Raw genomic sequence first — 17,443 nt, forward strand, 5'->3', positions numbered from 1 at the left:
GGACATCCCGGCAGGCTACCGAGGGGGCGGGCCACCGTGCCCCGTGCGCCCGGCCCGGGCTCGCACCCGTGACGAATCACGGAACGCGCCGGCGCGAGGGTGGGTCGGCCGGGAGCCGCGCGGGGCCGAGCGTGGCCAGCAGTGCCCCGCCGGTGCGGGCAGACCCTATGCGGCGAGCGGCACCGGGTCCTCGGACGGCCGCAGGGCCACGACCGCCGAGAGGATGAGCGCACCGCCGAGCCAGGCGGGCCAGGGCAGCCGCTCGCCGAGCAGCACGGTCGCGGCGGCCGCGGCGGTCACCGGTTCGAGCAACGTGGCGACCGTCGCCGCGGCGCCGGAGGTCGTGCGCAGGCCGGCGTAGAGCAGCCCGTTTGCCAGCGCCATGGTCGATAGCCCGAGATACCCGAGCAGCAGCAGCGACCGGGTGTCGGTGGTGCCGAGGCGCTGGCCGCCGACCGCCGCGACGACCAGGAACGGCGAGAGTGCCACCGCGCCGACGGCCGTCGCGCAGGTCGTGAGGGTCACCGGTTCGACCCGCTGGGCGAGCACGTGGCCGACCATCGTGGTGACGGCGTACGTGGCGCCCGAACCGACGGCCAGCGCGATGCCCAGGGCGGGGTCGCCCGCCACCGACGACGGGTGCCCGGCACTGACGCTGATCAGCACCAGGCCGGCCAGGGCCGCGGCGAGCACCGCGAGTTGCGCGGCGGTCGGGCGGCGACGGTGCAGCGCCGACTCGCCCGCGGCGGCCAGCACGACGGCGAGTCCGAGCGAGACGACCGTGGACACGCTGACCCCGACGTTGAGCACCGACAGGAAGTAGAGCCCCTGGTAGGCCGCCGTGCCGCAGCCGACGGCGACCGCGGGCAGTGGGTGTTCGCGGAAGGTGCGCACCACCCCGCCCACCCGTCGCGTAACCACCGCGAAGACGACCAGCGCGACCGCTGCCAGCAGCATGCGCCACGCGCTCACCGTCATCGCCGCGTACCCGACCCGCTTGTGCAGCACCGTCACGACGAGGCCACCGGTGCCCCAGAGCACGCCCGCCAGGCAGACCTGCAGCAGCCCGAGCCGCGCGTCGGGACGCCGTCGGTCGGTCTGCTCGTCGGTCAGCGGCACCGGGTCACGCTAATGGGGCGGCAGGTCGCGTCCGAACCAATTTCCGTCGTGTCCGGGACGCCCGCCCGTTCCCGGTAGACTGGCCGCCGTTGGAGGCAGGCGCTCGCCGTTCTTCCGTCCCTCGTCGAGGGGCCTCGGCCGCGTGGTGCCGGGGCTGGAGCGGGCCGTCGGTCTCCGCCCGGCGACCCAGAGGACCTCCATGTCAGTCAAGACCCGCGACGACCTGCGCAACGTGGCCATCGTCGCCCACGTCGACCACGGCAAGACGACGCTCGTCGACGCGATGCTCTGGCAGTCCGGGGCGTTCACCGCGCACCAGGCCGAGACCGGTGACGTCGCTGAGCGGGTCATGGACTCGAACGACCTCGAGCGCGAGAAGGGCATCACCATCCTCGCGAAGAACACCGCGGTCGACTTCACCTCGCCGGCGGGCGAGCGCATCACCATCAACATCATCGACACCCCCGGCCACGCCGACTTCGGCGGCGAGGTCGAGCGTGGCCTGTCGATGGTCGACGGTGTGGTGCTGCTCGTCGACGCGTCCGAGGGGCCGCTGCCGCAGACCCGCTTCGTGCTGCGCAAGGCGCTCGAGGCGAAGATGCCGGTGATCCTGGTGATCAACAAGGTCGACCGTCCCGACGCCCGCATCGCCGAGGTCGTCGACGAGACCTACGAGCTGTTCCTCGACCTCGACGCCGACGAGCACCAGATCGAGTTCCCGATCGTGTACGCGTCCGGCAAGGCGGGGCGCGCGTCGCTGAAGCGGCCGCAGGACGGCACCATGCCGGAGGAGGAGAACCTCCTGCCGTTCTTCGAGACGATCCTGTCGGCCATCCCGGCGCCGACCTACGACGACGCCGCGCCGCTGCAGGCGCACGTGACCAACCTGGACGCGTCCCCGTACCTCGGTCGGCTGGCGCTGTGCCGCGTGCACAACGGCACGATCAAGAAGGGCCAGCAGGTGGCCTGGTGCCGCAGCGACGGCTCGATCGAGCGGGTCAAGGTCACCGAGCTGCTCATGACACACGCGCTCGAGCGGGTGTCGGCCGACAGCGCCGGGCCGGGCGACATCATCGCGATCGCCGGCATCAGCGACATCACCATCGGCGAGACGCTGGCCGACCCCGACGACCCCCGCCCGCTGCCCGTCATCACCATCGACGAGCCGTCGATCTCGATGACGATCGGCATCAACACCTCGCCGCTGGCTGGGGAGTCGGGCAAAAAGCTCACGGCTCGACAGGTGTTGAACCGCCTGGAGCAGGAGCTCATCGGCAACGTGTCGATCCGGCTCAAGCCGACCGAGCGGCCCGACACCTGGGAGGTGCAGGGGCGCGGCGAGCTGCAGCTAGCGATACTCGTCGAGATAATGCGCCGCGAGGGATTCGAGATCACCGTGGGCAAGCCGCAGGTGGTCACGCGCACCGTCGACGGCAAGGTGCACGAGCCGATCGAGCGGCTCACCATCGACATCCCGTCCGAGTACCAGGGCGTCGTGATCCAGCTGCTGGCGCTGCGCAAGGGTCGCCTCGAGCAGATGGTCGACCACGGCACCGGGTGGATCCGGATGGAGTACCTCGTGCCCGCGCGTGGCCTCATCGGTTTCCGCACCGAGTTCCTCACCGAGACGCGCGGCACCGGCCTGCTGCACCACATCCACGAGGGCTACGAGCCGTGGGCGGGCGAGATCCGCACGCGTCCGTCGGGATCGCTGGTGGCCGACCGCCGTGGGCAGACGACGGGGTTCGCCCTGGCCAACCTGCAGGAGCGCGGCGTCATGTTCGTCGGGCCGGGCACCGAGGTCTACGAGGGCATGATCGTCGGCGAGAACTCGCGGGCGGACGACATGGACGTCAACCCGACCAAGGAGAAGAAGCTCACCAACATGCGCTCGTCGACGGGCGACATGCTGGTGCCGCTGATCCCGCACCGGGTGCTGTCGCTCGAGCAGGCGCTCGAGTTCTGCCGCGACGACGAGTGCGTCGAGGTCACCCCGGCCACCGTGCGCATCCGCAAGGTGCACCTGTTGGCCGTCGATCGTGAGAAGGCCCGGGCCCGCGCCAAGCGCTCGTGAGACCCGCGGCCGGTCGTCCCGGCGCCGCCGACTCGGTGCTGCTGCTCGTCAGCGTGCTGTCGTCGGTGGCGTTCGCGATCGTCCGGCCGCCGGTCTCGGACCTCTTCGCCGCCTGGGCCCGTGAGTCGGCCGCCCGGCACCACGTCGGACTCGGCTACTGGTTCAGCTGGTTCGGCGGCACCGTGCCGGGTCACTACTCGGTGCTCGTGCCGTCGTTGACGGCCGCGCTCGGTTCGGTCGGTGTCGCGGCGGTCAGCGCGGTGCTCGTCGTGCTGCTGTCGTGGTGGGCGCTGCGCTCGTCGTCGTCGCCGGAGCTGGGACTGCTGGTCGTGGTCGTCGGCGTCGCCGCGAACCTCTGGAGCGGACGCGTCGCCTTCCTCGCCGGGTCGGTGTTCGCCCTGCTCGCGGTCGTGGCGGTGCAACAGGTCCGCCTGCTCGTGGCGGCCGTCGCCGCGGTGCTCGCGACGCTGGTGACCCCGACGTGCGGCGCGTTCCTCGCGCTCGGGCTGGTGTCGGTCGTCCTGTTCGACCGGCGTCGACGAGGGGTGGCCGTCACGGCGATCATCGGCGCGCTGCTGCCGTTGCTGCTGGTGCTCGTGGTGTTCGGGTCGACCGGCCCCGAGGGCTTCCGCGTCAAGGACGCGGTGCTGGCGACCGGTGCGGCGGTGCTGCTCACCGTCTTCCCCTCCCCACGGACGGTGCGGGTGACGGCGGCGCTCTCGGTGCTGGTCTGCCTGCTCGCGGCCGTCGTGCCGAACGGGCTCGGCTCGAACTTCCAGCGCTTCATCTGGTTCGTCGTGCCGGTGCTCGTGGTGTCGTCGGCGCGGCTGGCGTGGCGGTGGGCGGCCGTCGTCGCCGCGGGGTGCGCCCTCGCGCTGGCCCTGCACGTGTCGATCGGCGACCTGCGGCGCGCGGCCGACCCTGCGTCGTCGGTGGCGTCCTACGACGGTGTGCTCGCGCGGCTCGCGTCCCTCGACATGCGCGACCTGCGCGTCGAGGCGGTGTACGACGGCACCCGCACGGTGAGCCTCGCCCTCGTCGGGCACGCGCAACTGGCCCGCGGCTGGGAGACGCAGTCGGACAAGCGGTACGCCGCCGTGCTCGACTCGCCACACCTGGACGCGGCGTCGTACCGCGCGTGGCTCGACGACAACGCCGTCGGCTGGGTGCTCGTCGCGAAGCACCCGCTGCTGCGGCAGGCCGAGACGCAACTCGTCCGCGACCACCGCCTGCCGTACCTACGGCTGGTCTGGCAGGACACCCGGTTCGAGCTGTTCGCCGTCGCGGACCCCACGCCGATCGTCGGCGCCGCCCGCAGCTCCGACGGCGCCGTGGCTGCCGGGGCGCGCGTCGTCGCCGTGACCCAGGCGTCCATGACCGTGCGTGCCCCCGCCGCCGGAACCCTGCTCGTCCGCGTGCGGTGGTCGCACCTGCTCCGCTCGTCGTGCGGCTCGCTCGCCGAGGCCCCCCGCGGCTGGACGCTGCTGCACACCCCCCGTCCTTGCACGGCCGTGCTCTCCGCCCGCTTCTGACCCGCCGCCCGGGCCTGGTTGCCCCGCTGCCCCAGCACCCAGCGAGCGTTTGTCCCGCTGCTCCAGGAAATCGCGCCGGATTTCCTGGCGCAGCGGGACAAGCGCGGGCCGGGGTCACGCCGCACGTCGGTGCGTGCGCTCGGCGATCCAGTTGCGCGCGGCGCCACCGCGGCGGGTGCGCTCGGCCTCGTCGCGGATCCGCCGGTCGAGCAGCGGCGGAGTGTTCGCCTCCCGCCATCCCCACCGGGCGACACCGAGGCCGAGGTCGCGAAGTTCGACCTCCTGACGCCGCTCCGTGGTCACGAGCTCGTCCGACCGGCCGCGGTACTTCATGGCGCCGTCCGCCTCGCCGACAATGCCCCACTCGTCGAGGTAGAAGTGGACGCGTCGGACGAATCGGCGGGTCGACGTCCGGATGATCACCTGTGTCTCGGGACGCGGCAGGCCGAGGTCGAGCATGCGGAGCCGGCTGATCGATTCGAGCGCCGACTCGGACGCGGGATCGACCGCATCGAGCAGATCCCGCGCATGGCGCATGCCCGGCCATCCCGCGCACCTGCGGAGCACGGCGGCCAGTTCGTCGATCGTCGTCAGCCCGAGATGCAGCGCAGCGTCGGCCGCCACCACGCCCTCGTCGCGTCCCGCCTCACGGGTCAGGTCGACGACGCTGCGCGCGGTGCTGCCTGCGAGCAGGCCGCCGACCCGGGTGAGCTCCTGCGTCCACACCCTGGCACGGTGCAGGTGGACGTCGTCCGTGTCGCCCGTGTACCGCGGACGAACCGTCAGACACGGGCGATCAGGGACGGTCAGCGTCGAGGAGCCACGCACGAGCAACGCCGCTGCGTGGCTCAACATCACCGGCATCGTCAGCACGGCGGCCGCACTGACCTGCAGCATCCGTCGTCGGGCGAGCTCGAACCGGTCGTCGCCGTCAGGAGGCAGGGCGTAGGTGCCCGGCTTCGGCTGCCAGAGCCATCCGCGGCGGACGGCGTACTCAAGGCGGCCCCGGGTCCATCCGTCGGCACGTGCCTGCGTCGTCGTGAACACCCCGCACTGCAGCTTGGCGACCATCGGGATTGCACGCATGGCCCGCACGGTGCCGTCGTCCGTCCCGTCCCGGGTGGCCCCGTCGGCCCCCTGTGGACGGCCGCCCCGTCGTCCACAGCCGCGGCGCACCCCTTGCGTGGGACGCGTTGCCCCGCTGCACCAGGGAATCCGGCTCGATTTCCTGGTGCTGCGGGACAAGCACGGCGATTTCCTGGTGCTGCGGGGCAAACCGGGGCGGGGCGGAGGCGGTGGCGCGGGCATAGGGTCGTCGGGGTGAGCGGACGGACGGAGCGCGGGACGCGGGTGGCGCCGCAGTGGCAGGTGGTGCCGCGGATGCAGGGATTCGGGACGACCATCTTCGCCGAGATGTCGGCGCTGGCGGTCGCGACCGACAGCATCAACCTCGGGCAGGGGTTCCCCGACACCGACGGGGCGGCCGCGCTGCTGGACGCCGCCGCCGAGGCGATCCGCACGGGGCACAACCAGTACCCGCCGGGGCCGGGCATCCTGGCGCTGCGGCAGGCGATCAGCGCGCACCACGAGCAGCGCTACGGCCTGGCCTACGACCCCGACACCGAGGTGCTGGTGACCGCCGGTGCCACCGAGGCGATCGCCGCGGCGGTGCTCGCGCTCGTCGACACCGGCGACGAGGTGGTCGTCTTCGAGCCGTACTACGACTCGTACGCGGCGACCATCGCGCTCGCCGGGGGAGTGCGCCGCACCGTCACCCTGCGCCGCGACGGGCAGGGCTGGACCTACGACGAGGCCGAGCTGCGTGCCGCCGTCACCGACCGCACCCGCGCGATCCTGCTGAACACGCCGCACAACCCCACCGGCAAGGTCTTCACCGCCGACGAGTTGCGCCCGATCGCCGAGCTCGCCGAGCGTCACGACCTGGTCGTGATCGCCGACGAGGTGTACGAGCACCTGCTCTTCGACGGCCGCACGCACACGCCGATCGCCACGCTCGAAGGCCTGCGCGACCGCACGGTGATGATCGGCAGCGCCGGCAAGACGTTCAGCGTCACGGGCTGGAAGATCGGCTGGGCCTGCGCGCCGGCGCCGCTGCTGACCGCGGTGCGCACCGTGAAGCAGTTCCTCACCTACGTCAACGGCGCCCCGTTCCAGCCCGCCGTCGCGGCCGCCTTGCGCGGCCTCGACCCGCAGCCCCTCGCGGACGCCCTGCAGCGCCAGCGCGACCTGCTCTGCGACGGTCTCCAGCGGATCGGGTTCGACGTCGTCCGGCCCGAAGCGACCTACTTCGCCACGGTCGACGTCGGCAGCGACGCCGTGGCGTTCTGCCGCGACCTGCCCAACCGGGCGGGCGTCGTCGCGATCCCGAGCAGCGTCTTCTACGACTCGTCGGCGGGCGACCACCTGGTGCGGTTCGCCTTCTGCAAACGGCCCGAGGTGCTCGAGGCCGCGGTCGCACGGTTGCAGGCCGCGCGATGAGGGTCGCCGCCGTGCAGCACGACATCGTCTGGGAGGACGCTGCCGCGACCCAGGCGCTCGTCGCGCCGATGATCGCGGACGCCGCCGGGCAGGGCGCGCGGCTGGTCGTGCTGCCCGAGATGTTCGCGACCGGGTTCTCGATGCGTCCGGAACGCACCGCCGAGCCGGAGGGCGGGCCGATCGAGACCTTCCTGCTCGAGCAGGCGCGACACCACGACGCGTACCTCATCGCCAGCATCGCGCAGCGCTCGCCCGACGGTGCCCACCGCAACAACGCCGTCGTCGCCCACCCCGACGGCCGGGTCGAGCGGTACGCCAAGATCCACCCGTTCACCTACTCGGGCGAGCACGAGCACTACACCGCCGGCACCGACTTCCTCACGGTCACCCTCGACGACGTCCGCACCAGCGTCTTCGTCTGCTACGACCTGCGCTTCGCCGACGAGTTCTGGGCCCTCGCCAACGGCACCGATCTCTACGTCGTGCCGGCGAATTGGCCCAGCACCCGCACCGCCCACTGGACGGCCCTGCTGCGCGCCCGGGCGATCGAGAACCAGGCGTACGTGCTCGGGGTGAACCGGGTCGGGACGGGCGGCCGGCTCGACTACGCTGGGGCGTCGATGTTGATCGATCCACTGGGTGGCGTCCGCTTCGCGGGCGGCTCCGAGCCCGCCGTCCTAGCCGCTGATGTCTTTCCGGCAGATGTGCTCTCAGCCCGGACCAAGTTTCCCTTCCTGGTCGATCGGCGCTGAGATCTTCCGGTATGTTGCCGCGTCAGCCGATGCAACAACTCGGCCACCGCGGCGTCGGGCGCTCGAAATGCGAGCTATTGTCGCGGCAGTCGCACCTGCGATCCGGGTCACGCCCACGATGAATCGAAGAGAGGACGAGCACGGTGCTGAGGTTCCTGGCGCGCCGCCTGCTGAACTACGTCATCCTCGTGTTCGTCGCGACCAGCCTGGCCTACCTGCTCGCGTCGGTGACCCTGAACCCGCTCGCCCGGTACCTCACCGGCAAGCAGATCAACCTCGCCTCCGCGCACGCCACGTTGCGCAGCTACAACATCGACCCCGACACCAGCCTGTGGTCGCGCTACTGGCACTGGCTCGGCCGGATCGTCCTGCACGGTGACTTCGGCCGGTCCTTCCCGGACTCGAGCGAGGTCACCGCCGACATGGGTCGCAAGATGGGCGTCAGCCTGCGGCTGCTGTTCGTGGGGTCGATCCTGTCGGTGATCTTCGGTGTGCTCATCGGCGTCTTCTCGGCGCTGCGCCAGTACAAGCCGAGCGACCACGTGATCGCGGTGGTGTCGTTCCTCCTGCTGTCGACGCCGGTGTTCCTCCTCGCGACGATCATCAAGGTCGGCTCGATCACCCTGCACAACGACTACAGCTGGTTCCCGAACATCCCGAACGCCAACGAGTGTCCGAGCACCGGCTCGTGCGGCCTGTCCGACCGCGCCGCACACCTCGTCCTGCCGACGCTCGTGCTCGTGCTCAGCGCGGGCGGCGCCGCCTTCTTCGCCCGCTACCAGCGCAGCGCGATGCTCGACGTGCTCGGCAGCGACTTCATCCGCACCGCCCAGGCCAAGGGCCTGAGCCGCCGCAAGGCCTTCTACAAGCACGGGCTGCGCACGGCGCTCATCCCGATGGCGACGTTCTTCGCGTTCCAGTTCGGCCTGCTGCTCGTGGGCGCGGTCTTCACCGAGCGCATCTTCAACTGGAGCGGCATGGGGGCGTGGTCGATCGACACGATCAACAACGCCGACATCAACGGCATCGCCGCAATCACCGGCTTCGCCGCGGTGATGATCCTGATCTCCGGCATGTTGTCGGACATCTTCTACGCCATCCTCGACCCCCGCGTCCGGGTCGGGTAAGGAGCGCGCGCGATGACCCTCAAGGACGAGCCCGGCCCGCTCACCGTCCAGACCGGCGACGACCCGATCGTGCCGGTGTCCGGTGGCATCTCGCCGCTCGGCGACCTCGAACTGGTGCAGTCCGAGCAGCAGACCCGCGACGGCGGCCGCAACATCTCGCGCGGACGCCTGGTGTTCAAGCGCCTGCTGCGCAAGCGACTGGCGATGTTCGGGCTGTTCCTGCTCGTCGCCGAGGTGGTGCTGGCCTACCTCGGGCCGCACATCACCCACTGGAAGCTCGACGACATCGACGCCAACGCGCTCGGCACGCTCGACGGTCTGGGCCCGAACAGCTCGCACTGGTTCGGGGCCGACTCCATCGGCCACGACGTGTTCCTGCAGACGATGCTCGGCACGCAGACCTCGCTGCAGGTCGGCCTCATCGCGGCGGTCGTCTCGACGGGCGTCGCCGCGATCGTCGGCTCGGTGGCGGGCTACTTCGGCAAGGCCACCGACAACGCCCTCATGTGGTTCGTGAACCTGATGATGGTCGTGCCGAGCTTCCTGATCCTCGCGATCATCTCGCCGGCCCTGAAGAACACCGGCTTCATCGTCTTCGCCCTGCTGCTCGCCGCGTTCAACTGGATGCTCACCGCCCGCGTCGTTCGCGGCCTCACGTTCAGCCTGCGCGAGCGCGAGTTCGTCAGCGCGGCGAAGTTCATGGGCGTGCCCGCCTGGCGGATCATCAGCCGCCACATCCTGCCGAACATGGCGTCCCTGCTCATCGTCGACGTGACCATCAACGTCAGCTCGACGATCCTCGCCGAGACCGGCCTGTCCTACTTCGGCTTCGGCATCCAGCCGCCGGACGTCTCCCTCGGCACGCTCATCCAGGCGTCCTCGGCGACCAGCCCCGACGCGACGCAGTACTGGTGGACGTGGGCCTTCCCCGGCCTGATGCTCGTCGCGATGGTGCTCGCCGTGAACTTCCTCGGTGACGGCCTGCGCGACGCGCTCGACGCGACCTCGGGCTCGGGGGACGACTGACGTGACGATCGAATCGACCGGACGCGTCGCCCTGAGCAAGGAGCGTCCCGGCGGCGGTGACGCGCTGCTCGAGGTGCGCGACCTCGACGTGACCTTCCGCAGCGAGGCGGGTCCGGTGCACGCCGTCCGCGGCGTCGACTTCTCGCTGCAGCGTGGCGAGGTGCTCGGCATCGTCGGTGAGTCCGGCTCGGGCAAGTCGGTGAGCTCGATGGCCGTGATGGGCCTGCTGCCGCGCTCGGCCCGCATCACCGGCTCGGTGCGCTTCGACGGCCAGGAGTTGCTCGGCCTCGGCGACAAAGAACTCAGCCGCATCCGCGGCAACAAGATGGCGATGGTCTTCCAGGACCCGCTGTCGGCGCTCACGCCCGTGTACACCGTCGGCGACCAGATCGCCGAGGCGATCCGCACGCACCGCGACGTCAGCAAGGCCGCGGCGTCGAGCCGGGCCGCCGAACTGCTCGACCTCGTCGGCATCCCCAACGCCTCGCAGCGCGCGAAGTCCTTCCCGCACGAGTTCTCGGGCGGCATGCGGCAGCGCGTCATGATCGCGATGGCGATGGCGAACGACCCCGACCTCATCATCGCCGACGAGCCGACGACCGCATTGGACGTGACCATCCAGGCGCAGATCCTCGAGGTCTTCAAGACGGCTAAGGAGGTCACCGGCGCGGCGATCATGCTGATCACGCACGACCTCGGGGTCGTCGCGGGCTTCGCCGACCGGGTGCTGGTGATGTACGCCGGCAAGCCGGTCGAGATGGCGCAGGTCGACCCGCTGTTCGCCGAGCCGACGATGCCGTACACGATCGGCCTGCTCGGCTCGATCCCGCGGCTGGACGCCGGACGCGGGCAGCCGCTCACGCCGATCGAGGGCACGCCGCCGTCGCCGGTCGACCTGCCGCCGGGGTGCCCGTTCGTGACCCGCTGCCCTGCGCGCATCGACGTGTGCAGCCAGGTCGAGCCGACCCTCGACCTCGTGCTCGACGACCACCGGGCCGCCTGCCACCGCGCCGACGAGATCGCCGCCGGCACGCTGCCGCGCGACCAGGTCTTCCCGCGGCTCGTCGTGCCGCCGAGCACCCTCGAGCGCACGCCGCGCGAGCAGCGCGAGGTCGTGCTGCAGCTCGACGACGTCGCGCGCCGGTTCCCGCTGCGCAAGGGTTCGGTGATCCGCCGCAAGATCGGCGCCGTGCACGCCGTCGACGGCATCTCCCTCGACATCCGCGAGGGCGAGACCCTCGGCCTGGTCGGTGAGTCGGGCTGCGGCAAGACCACGACGATCATGGAGATCCTCGGGCTGGTGCCGCCGCAGGAGGGCACGATCGCCGTGCTCGGCAAGGATGTCGCGAAGCTCGGACGCGACGACCGCATGGCGATCCGCCGTGATCTCCAGGTCGTGTTCCAGGACCCGATGGCCTCGCTCGACCCGCGACTGCCGATCGCCGACATCCTCGCCGAGCCGTTGCGCACGCACGGCGTCGACGGGCGCGAGGCCGACAAGCGGGTGCGCGAACTGCTCGAGACCGTCGGGCTCAACCCGAAGCTGCACCTGGCCCGGTTCCCGAGCGAGTTCTCCGGCGGTCAGCGTCAGCGCATCGGCATCGCCCGCGCGCTCGCGCTGCGTCCGAAGCTGATCGTGCTCGACGAGCCGGTGTCGGCCCTCGACGTCTCCATCCAGGCCGGCGTGCTGAACCTGCTCGAGCAGCTCAAGACCGACCTCGGCCTGAGCTACCTGTTCGTGGCGCACGACCTGTCCGTGGTGCGGCACATCGCCGACCGCGTCGCGGTGATGTACCTCGGCCGCATCGTCGAACTCGGCGACGTCGACAGTGTCTTCGAGGCGCCGTCGCACCCGTACACGCAGGCGTTGCTGTCGGCGATCCCGCTGCCCGATCCGGCCGCCGAACGCGCGCGCCGACGCATCCTGCTGCGCGGCGACCTGCCCAGCCCGGCCAACCCGCCCACCGGGTGCCGGTTCCGCTCACGCTGCCCGCTGCACACCACGTTGAACGACGCGGACAAGCAGCGGTGCATCGACGACGACCCCGCCCTGCAGGCGATGGGCGCGCCCGGTGCCGATCACACCGCGGCCTGCCACTTCGCCCGTCCGGTCGAGGTGATGTGACCGGTGATCTTGCGTCCGGTCAGGTAACAAGCTCGTCTCGAAGGTGGCGTAGCCGCACCTACAGGGACAAAGGTAGGACAGATTTGTGTCCGTCGGTCGGGGTCGCACGGTGCGTCCGCGTCCGGCAGTCGTCGAACAAAACCCAGGAGGATCCACTCGTGACCCGAGTCAAGAAACCCCTCGCGGCGATCGCCCTATCGGGCCTGAGCCTCGCGATGGTGGCTGCCTGCAGCAGCTCCGGCAAGTCGAACAACAACGGCAACGGAGGCTCCAGCGGCGCATCGAGCACCGGCGGTTCGTCCGCGTCGTCGGCGCCGGCGCAGCCGGGCAGCGGCACGGACAACAGCGTCAACGCCATGGCGACGACCGACCGTGCGCAGGTCAAGCAGGGCGGCAACTTCACCTGGGCGATCTCGCAGACGATCCCGAACTTCAACTACTACGAGGTCGACGGCACGCTGCTCGACAACTCGAACATCATCAACGCGCTGCTGCCGCGGCCGTTCCACTTCAGCGCCTCGGGCGTGCCGTCGGTGAACACCGACTACTACACGTCGATCGAGAAGACGTCCGACTCGCCGCAGACGATCGAGTACAAGATCAACCCCAAGGCGAAGTGGAGCGACGGCACCCCGATCACCTGGGAGGACCTGAAGGACCTCTGGGTCGCGAGCAACGGCAAGAACACCGCTTACAAGATCTCCGGTTCGCAGGGCTGGGACCAGATCGCGTCGGTCACCCGTGGCGCCAACGACCAGGACGCCATCGTCAAGTTCAGCAACCCCTACACCGACTGGCAGAGCCTGTTCGACCCGCTGGTGCCGAAGTCGCTCACCTCGAGCCCCAACGCCTTCAACACCGCGTGGACGAAGAAGCCGGCCGTCACGGCCGGGCCGTTCATGTGGGGCGGCTCGGACGCCACCGCGAACACCTACACGATCAAGGCCGACCCCAACTGGTGGGGCGACAAGCCGAAGCTCGACAGCATCACCTACGTCGTCTACAACGACCCGGCGACCGCCGTGCAGGCGCTCGGCAGCAAGGGCCTCGACTACGACGACATCACCTTCGGTGACGAGGTGGCCAACGTCGCGGCGGCCAAGAAGTACAGCGGCATCGAGATCCACCAGGCGGGCAGCAACATCTACCGCCAGTTCACCATCAACACCAAGTCGGGTCTGCTCACCGACGAGAAGGTGCGCCAGGCCGTCGTGCTGGGCATCAACCGCCAGCTGATCACCACCGCGCTCGAGGGCGCGCTCGGTGGCAACCCGACGCCGCTGCAGAACCACTTCTTCATGAAGAACCAGGCGCCGTACACCGAGACCTGCGGTGACTACTGCAAGTACGACCCGGCCAAGGCCCAGCAGCTGCTGCAGAGCGACGGCTGGACGAAGTCGGGCCAGTACTTCACGAAGAACGGCAAGGAGCTCGACCTCACCATCACGATCCCGGCCGAGACGCCGAACGCGTTGAAGGAGGCCCAGATCGCGCAGGCGACGCTGAAGGCCGCCGGCATCAAGCTCACGCCGACGACCGTGCCGTCGAACGACTTCTTCCCGAAGTACATCACCGTCGGCAAGTTCGACCTGACCACGTTCACCTGGATCGGCACCGCCTTCCCGGTGGGTGGCGCGCTGTCGATCTTCAAGTACGACCCGAAGAACATCGGTCAGAACTACGGTTCCGGCGGCAACGACGCGATCAACGCGCTGCTGCAGAAGGCGTCGACCTCGGCGACCTCGGACGAGGAGAACAAGCTGGCCAACGAGGCCTCGCAGCAGATGTGGAGCAACGCCTCGTGGCTGCCGCTGTACCAGAAGCCGCAGGCCGTCGCGGTCAACGGCAACCTGGTCAACATCGGTGCGTACGGCTTCGCCGACGTCCGCTACCAGGACATCGGTTACAAGGCCTGAGGGCCTGATCGGACGACGCGGGCCCGGCTTCGGCCGGGCCCGCGGGCGGTCCTGGCACCGCACGCCCACCGGACGCCGGCGGGCCGCTGACCCCTGCCGCCGGACGCTGAGAAAAACCCGTTGCGCCCGGGTGCGAGAAGGTCACGATCTGGTGTCGCGCGGTCGAAGGCCGCGGTGGTAGGCATAGCGTGCATTGCTAGCCACGAGCTATGAGATGAACAGCCGACCAATCCACGTCGACTGAAGCGGAGGAGAAGCCGAATGACGCTGCCTGCCGGTGAACTGCAGGTCGCCGCGGACGAGGCCGGCCCGGCATTCGTCGACGTCACCGAGCAGGGCGGTCAGGCGATCGCGGGGCGCTCGCTCGGCCAGATCGCCTGGCGCCGGCTGCGGCGCGACAAGGTCGCGATCGGCAGTGCCGCATTCATCGTCCTGCTCATCCTCGTGGCCGTGTTCGCCAACCCGCTGTGCCACTGGTACGGCGCCTTCCCGAACACCATCCACAACACCCCGCCCGGCGACCTGCTCGACCCGTCGACCCAGATGCCGGTCGGCTCGTTCGGCGGCGCGTCGTCCGACCACTGGCTCGGGGTGACGCCGGCGCTCGGCAACGACGTGCTGGCGAACCTCATCTACGGCGCGCGCACGTCGCTGCTCATCGGCCTGCTCGCGACGCTCGTCGCGGTGCTGCTCGGCACGATCGCCGGTGTCGCCGCCGGCTTCTACGGTGGTGTCACCGACTCGGTGCTGTCGCGGCTGATGGACCTGCTGCTGTCGTTCCCCGTGCTGCTGTTCTCGATCGCGCTGCTCGCCATCTTCGGCGACGTGCCGTCGTTCGCCGGGCTGAGCGGCGTGCCGCTGCACTTCGCGATCATCATCTTCGTGCTGGGGTTCTTCACGTTCCCCTACATCGGCCGCATCGTGCGCGGCCAGGTGCTCTCGATCCGCGAGAAGGAGTACATCGACGCCGCGCGCAGCCTGGGCGCGTCCAACTGGCGGATCATGACGCGCGAGATCCTGCCGAACCTGGTCGCGTCGATCCTCGTGTACTCGACCCTCGCGATCCCGAACAACATCCTCGGCGAGGCCGGCCTGTCCTTCCTCGGCGTCGGCGTGCCCCCGCAGACGCCGTCCTGGGGCAAGATGCTGAGTGACGCGAACCAGTACTTCCAGATCGACCCGCTGTACCTGTTCGCGCCCGGCATCGCCCTCTTCCTGACCGTGCTGGCCTTCAACCTCTTCGGTGACGGCCTCCGCGACGCCCTCGACCCCCGTTCGAGGCGGTGATCGCCAGAGCCGAGCTGCAGCTTCGCTGGAGGCGCGAGACACCCGGCCTCCGTGACATCCGGTCACATCCGCAGAGAGAAGGACGAACATTGCGTAAGACAGCGCGAATCAGGACGTCGATCCTGGCCTGCACGCTGGCGATCACGCCGCTCGTGTTGGCCGCGTGTGGTGGCTCGAGCAAGGGCGGCAGCGGGGGCAACAACCCCACGTCCACCAGCACCGGCAGCGGTGGTGGCGGCAGCTCGAGCAGCGGTGGTGGCGGCGGGAGCGCCTCCGGCTTCAACGCCGCATTCGACTCGGTGGTGAACCCCTCGACCAAGACGGGTGGCACCCTGCAGCTCGGGTCGATCTCCGACTGCGACTCGTGGGACCCCAAGATCGCCTATTACGGCTGGTGCTGGAACATGCAGCGTCTCTACAGCCGCACGCTGATCAACTACAAGACGGTGAACGGCACGAAGTTCGAGCTCGCGCCCGACCTGGCCACCGACATGGGCCAGCACAACGCCGACTACACGCAGTGGACGTACACGCTGAAGGACGGCCTGAAGTGGTCGGACGGCAAGCCGATCACCGCGATGGACGTCAAGTACGGCCTCGAGCGTGACTTCGCGAGCGCCGAGCTGCCGGGCGGCCCGTTCAGCTACTACGTGAGCGAGATCAAGGCGCCGGCGGACTACAAGGGCCCGTACAAGAGCGGTGACCTGCCGGACAGCAGCATCAAGGCCAGCGGCAACACCATCACCATCAACCTGAAGACGCCGGACGCCGACTTCGACTACCTGATGGCGATCGGCCCGTCGGCCCCGATCCCCTACAAGACCGAGGGCGGCGCGGGCTTCGTCGGCGCGACGTACACGAAGCACCCGATGGCGTCGGGTCCGTTCATGATCAAGTCGTACACCCCGGGCAAGTCGCTCGTGTTCGTGAAGAACCCGTACTGGAGCCAGAGCACGGACACCATCCGGCACCCGCTCGTGAACGAGGTCGACCTCACGATCGACACCAACCCGACCGACCTCGACGAGCGGCTCAAGGCGGGCACGCTCGACGCCAACGCCGGCACCGGTGCCGGTGGTCTGACGCCGGCGTTCCAGAGCTACGTGCTCACGCACCCCGACGCGAAGGCCAACACGGACGACCCGTCGACCGCGTTCACGCAGTACCTGCCGGTGTTCCAGTCGGTCATCACCAACCAGCACTGCCGTGCCGCGATCTTCTACGCCACCAACAAGGCGTCGATCCTCGCCGCCTACGGTGGCCCGACCAACGGCTCGATCGCGACGTCGATGACGCCGCCGGGCATCCCGGGCTACCAGGACGCCAGTGCGTACGACCCGTACCCGGTCGGCGCGGACGGCACCGGTGATCTCGCCAAGGCCAAGTCGGAGCTGCAGGCCTGCGGCAAGCCGAACGGCTTCGACGTGAACTTCGCGTACGGCACCCCGAGCAGCAAGGCGCCGCTCGTGTTCGCCGCCGAGAAGGCCGCGCTGTCGCGCGTCGGCATCAAGCTCACGGCCGTCACCGATGACCAGTCGACCTACTACAACACGTTCATCGGCTCGCCGAGCAACGTGGTGAAGAAGCAGATCGGCATGGCCATCGCGGGCTGGGGCGCCGACTTCCCGACGGGTGTCGGCTTCTACCAGGCCATCGCCAACGGCAACGCCATCACCGACCCGGGCACGTCGAACTACGTCAGCCTGAACGACAACGTGGTCAACGGCGTCCTGAACAACGGCCCGAAGGGCAAGGACACCGATTCGGACTGGCAGAACCTGAACCACCAGATCATGACCGACGCGGTCTACCTGCCGCTCTACTGGGGCAAGACGCTGATGTACCGCAACCCGCGGATGACCAACGTCACCTGCAACAACGCCCAGGCGTTCGGCAACTACGACTTCGTCAACGTCGGCGTCTCCTGACCCGACGCACTGACGACGTCGTAACGATCGAGAGGTGAAGGGAGGGGTGGGCGGGCCC

Annotated in this window: 12 protein-coding genes; 10 read left to right on the forward strand and 2 right to left on the reverse strand. The window is 69.8% G+C overall.

Going from position 1 to position 17,443, the window contains the following annotated elements; genetic code table 11:
* Window positions 1–165: 165 nt before the first annotated feature.
* Entirely contained in the window at window positions 166–1,119 is a 954-nt protein-coding gene (locus tag ACTHMS_RS20905; protein ID WP_440308587.1) for an EamA family transporter, read from the reverse strand.
* A gap of 199 nt (window positions 1,120–1,318) precedes the next feature.
* On the opposite strand from ACTHMS_RS20905, the gene typA reads away from it, so the two are divergent.
* Together typA and ACTHMS_RS20915 are read left to right on the forward strand one after the other, a co-directional pair.
* Complete coding sequence (gene typA / locus ACTHMS_RS20910) at window positions 1,319–3,193, forward strand: translational GTPase TypA (RefSeq protein WP_440308588.1); 1,875 nt, start codon at window positions 1,319–1,321, stop codon at window positions 3,191–3,193.
* Window positions 3,190–4,725 (forward strand): hypothetical protein, encoded by a 1,536-nt coding sequence (locus ACTHMS_RS20915; RefSeq protein ID WP_440308589.1) that lies wholly within the window; start codon window positions 3,190–3,192, stop codon window positions 4,723–4,725. Before typA ends, ACTHMS_RS20915 begins: the two co-directional genes overlap by 4 nt.
* A 114-nt stretch (window positions 4,726–4,839) precedes the next feature.
* On the opposite strand, the gene ACTHMS_RS20920 is transcribed toward ACTHMS_RS20915, so the two are convergent.
* Window positions 4,840–5,811 carry a type IV toxin-antitoxin system AbiEi family antitoxin domain-containing protein gene (locus ACTHMS_RS20920; protein ID WP_440308590.1) on the reverse strand — a complete coding sequence of 324 codons (972 nt, stop codon included), beginning with the start codon at window positions 5,809–5,811 and terminating at the stop codon, window positions 4,840–4,842.
* Between the two features lie 294 nt (window positions 5,812–6,105).
* Here ACTHMS_RS20920 and ACTHMS_RS20925 point away from each other — a divergent pair, with 294 nt between their 5' ends.
* From ACTHMS_RS20925 to ACTHMS_RS20960, 8 genes are all read left to right on the forward strand, one after another.
* Window positions 6,106–7,224: a pyridoxal phosphate-dependent aminotransferase gene (locus tag ACTHMS_RS20925; RefSeq protein ID WP_440308598.1), complete on the forward strand. Its 1,119-nt coding sequence runs from the start codon at window positions 6,106–6,108 to the stop codon at window positions 7,222–7,224.
* Window positions 7,221–7,976 (forward strand): carbon-nitrogen family hydrolase, encoded by a 756-nt coding sequence (locus ACTHMS_RS20930; protein ID WP_440308591.1) that lies wholly within the window; start codon window positions 7,221–7,223, stop codon window positions 7,974–7,976. The genes ACTHMS_RS20925 and ACTHMS_RS20930 overlap by 4 nt, the downstream gene beginning before the upstream one ends.
* 143 nt (window positions 7,977–8,119) lie before the next feature.
* Complete coding sequence (locus ACTHMS_RS20935) at window positions 8,120–9,103, forward strand: ABC transporter permease (protein ID WP_440308592.1); 984 nt, start codon at window positions 8,120–8,122, stop codon at window positions 9,101–9,103.
* Window positions 9,104–9,115: 12 nt separating this feature from the next.
* Window positions 9,116–10,129 carry an ABC transporter permease gene (locus tag ACTHMS_RS20940; RefSeq protein ID WP_440308593.1) on the forward strand — a complete coding sequence of 338 codons (1,014 nt, stop codon included), beginning with the start codon at window positions 9,116–9,118 and terminating at the stop codon, window positions 10,127–10,129.
* A gap of 1 nt (window position 10,130) precedes the next feature.
* Window positions 10,131–12,254, forward strand: coding sequence for an ABC transporter ATP-binding protein (locus tag ACTHMS_RS20945; RefSeq protein ID WP_440308594.1), 2,124 nt, complete (start codon window positions 10,131–10,133; stop codon window positions 12,252–12,254).
* A 158-nt stretch (window positions 12,255–12,412) separates the two neighbouring features.
* Window positions 12,413–14,170, forward strand: coding sequence for an ABC transporter family substrate-binding protein (locus ACTHMS_RS20950; RefSeq protein WP_440308595.1), 1,758 nt, complete (start codon window positions 12,413–12,415; stop codon window positions 14,168–14,170).
* Between the two features lie 261 nt (window positions 14,171–14,431).
* The gene (locus ACTHMS_RS20955; protein WP_440308596.1) at window positions 14,432–15,457 is read left to right on the forward strand and encodes an ABC transporter permease; all 1,026 of its coding nucleotides are present in this window, start codon (window positions 14,432–14,434) and stop codon (window positions 15,455–15,457) included.
* 89 nt (window positions 15,458–15,546) lie between these two features.
* A complete protein-coding gene (locus ACTHMS_RS20960) occupies window positions 15,547–17,385 on the forward strand; it encodes an ABC transporter substrate-binding protein (RefSeq protein ID WP_440308597.1) in 1,839 nt (612 codons plus the stop codon).
* Window positions 17,386–17,443 lie beyond the last annotated feature (58 nt).

The organism is Jatrophihabitans sp., assembly GCF_051960575.1.
Taxonomy (GTDB): domain Bacteria; phylum Actinomycetota; class Actinomycetes; order Mycobacteriales; family Jatrophihabitantaceae; genus JBQCEE01.

Coding starts and splice junctions, on each gene's coding strand:
- typA (WP_440308588.1), top strand. CDS start 1,319: ATGTCAGTCAAGACCCGCGACGACCTGCGCAACGTGGCCATCGTCGCC.
- ACTHMS_RS20920 (WP_440308590.1), bottom strand. CDS start 5,811: ATGCGTGCAATCCCGATGGTCGCCAAGCTGCAGTGCGGGGTGTTCACG.
- ACTHMS_RS20925 (WP_440308598.1), top strand. CDS start 6,106: ATGCAGGGATTCGGGACGACCATCTTCGCCGAGATGTCGGCGCTGGCG.
- ACTHMS_RS20930 (WP_440308591.1), top strand. CDS start 7,221: ATGAGGGTCGCCGCCGTGCAGCACGACATCGTCTGGGAGGACGCTGCC.
- ACTHMS_RS20940 (WP_440308593.1), top strand. CDS start 9,116: ATGACCCTCAAGGACGAGCCCGGCCCGCTCACCGTCCAGACCGGCGAC.
- ACTHMS_RS20955 (WP_440308596.1), top strand. CDS start 14,432: ATGACGCTGCCTGCCGGTGAACTGCAGGTCGCCGCGGACGAGGCCGGC.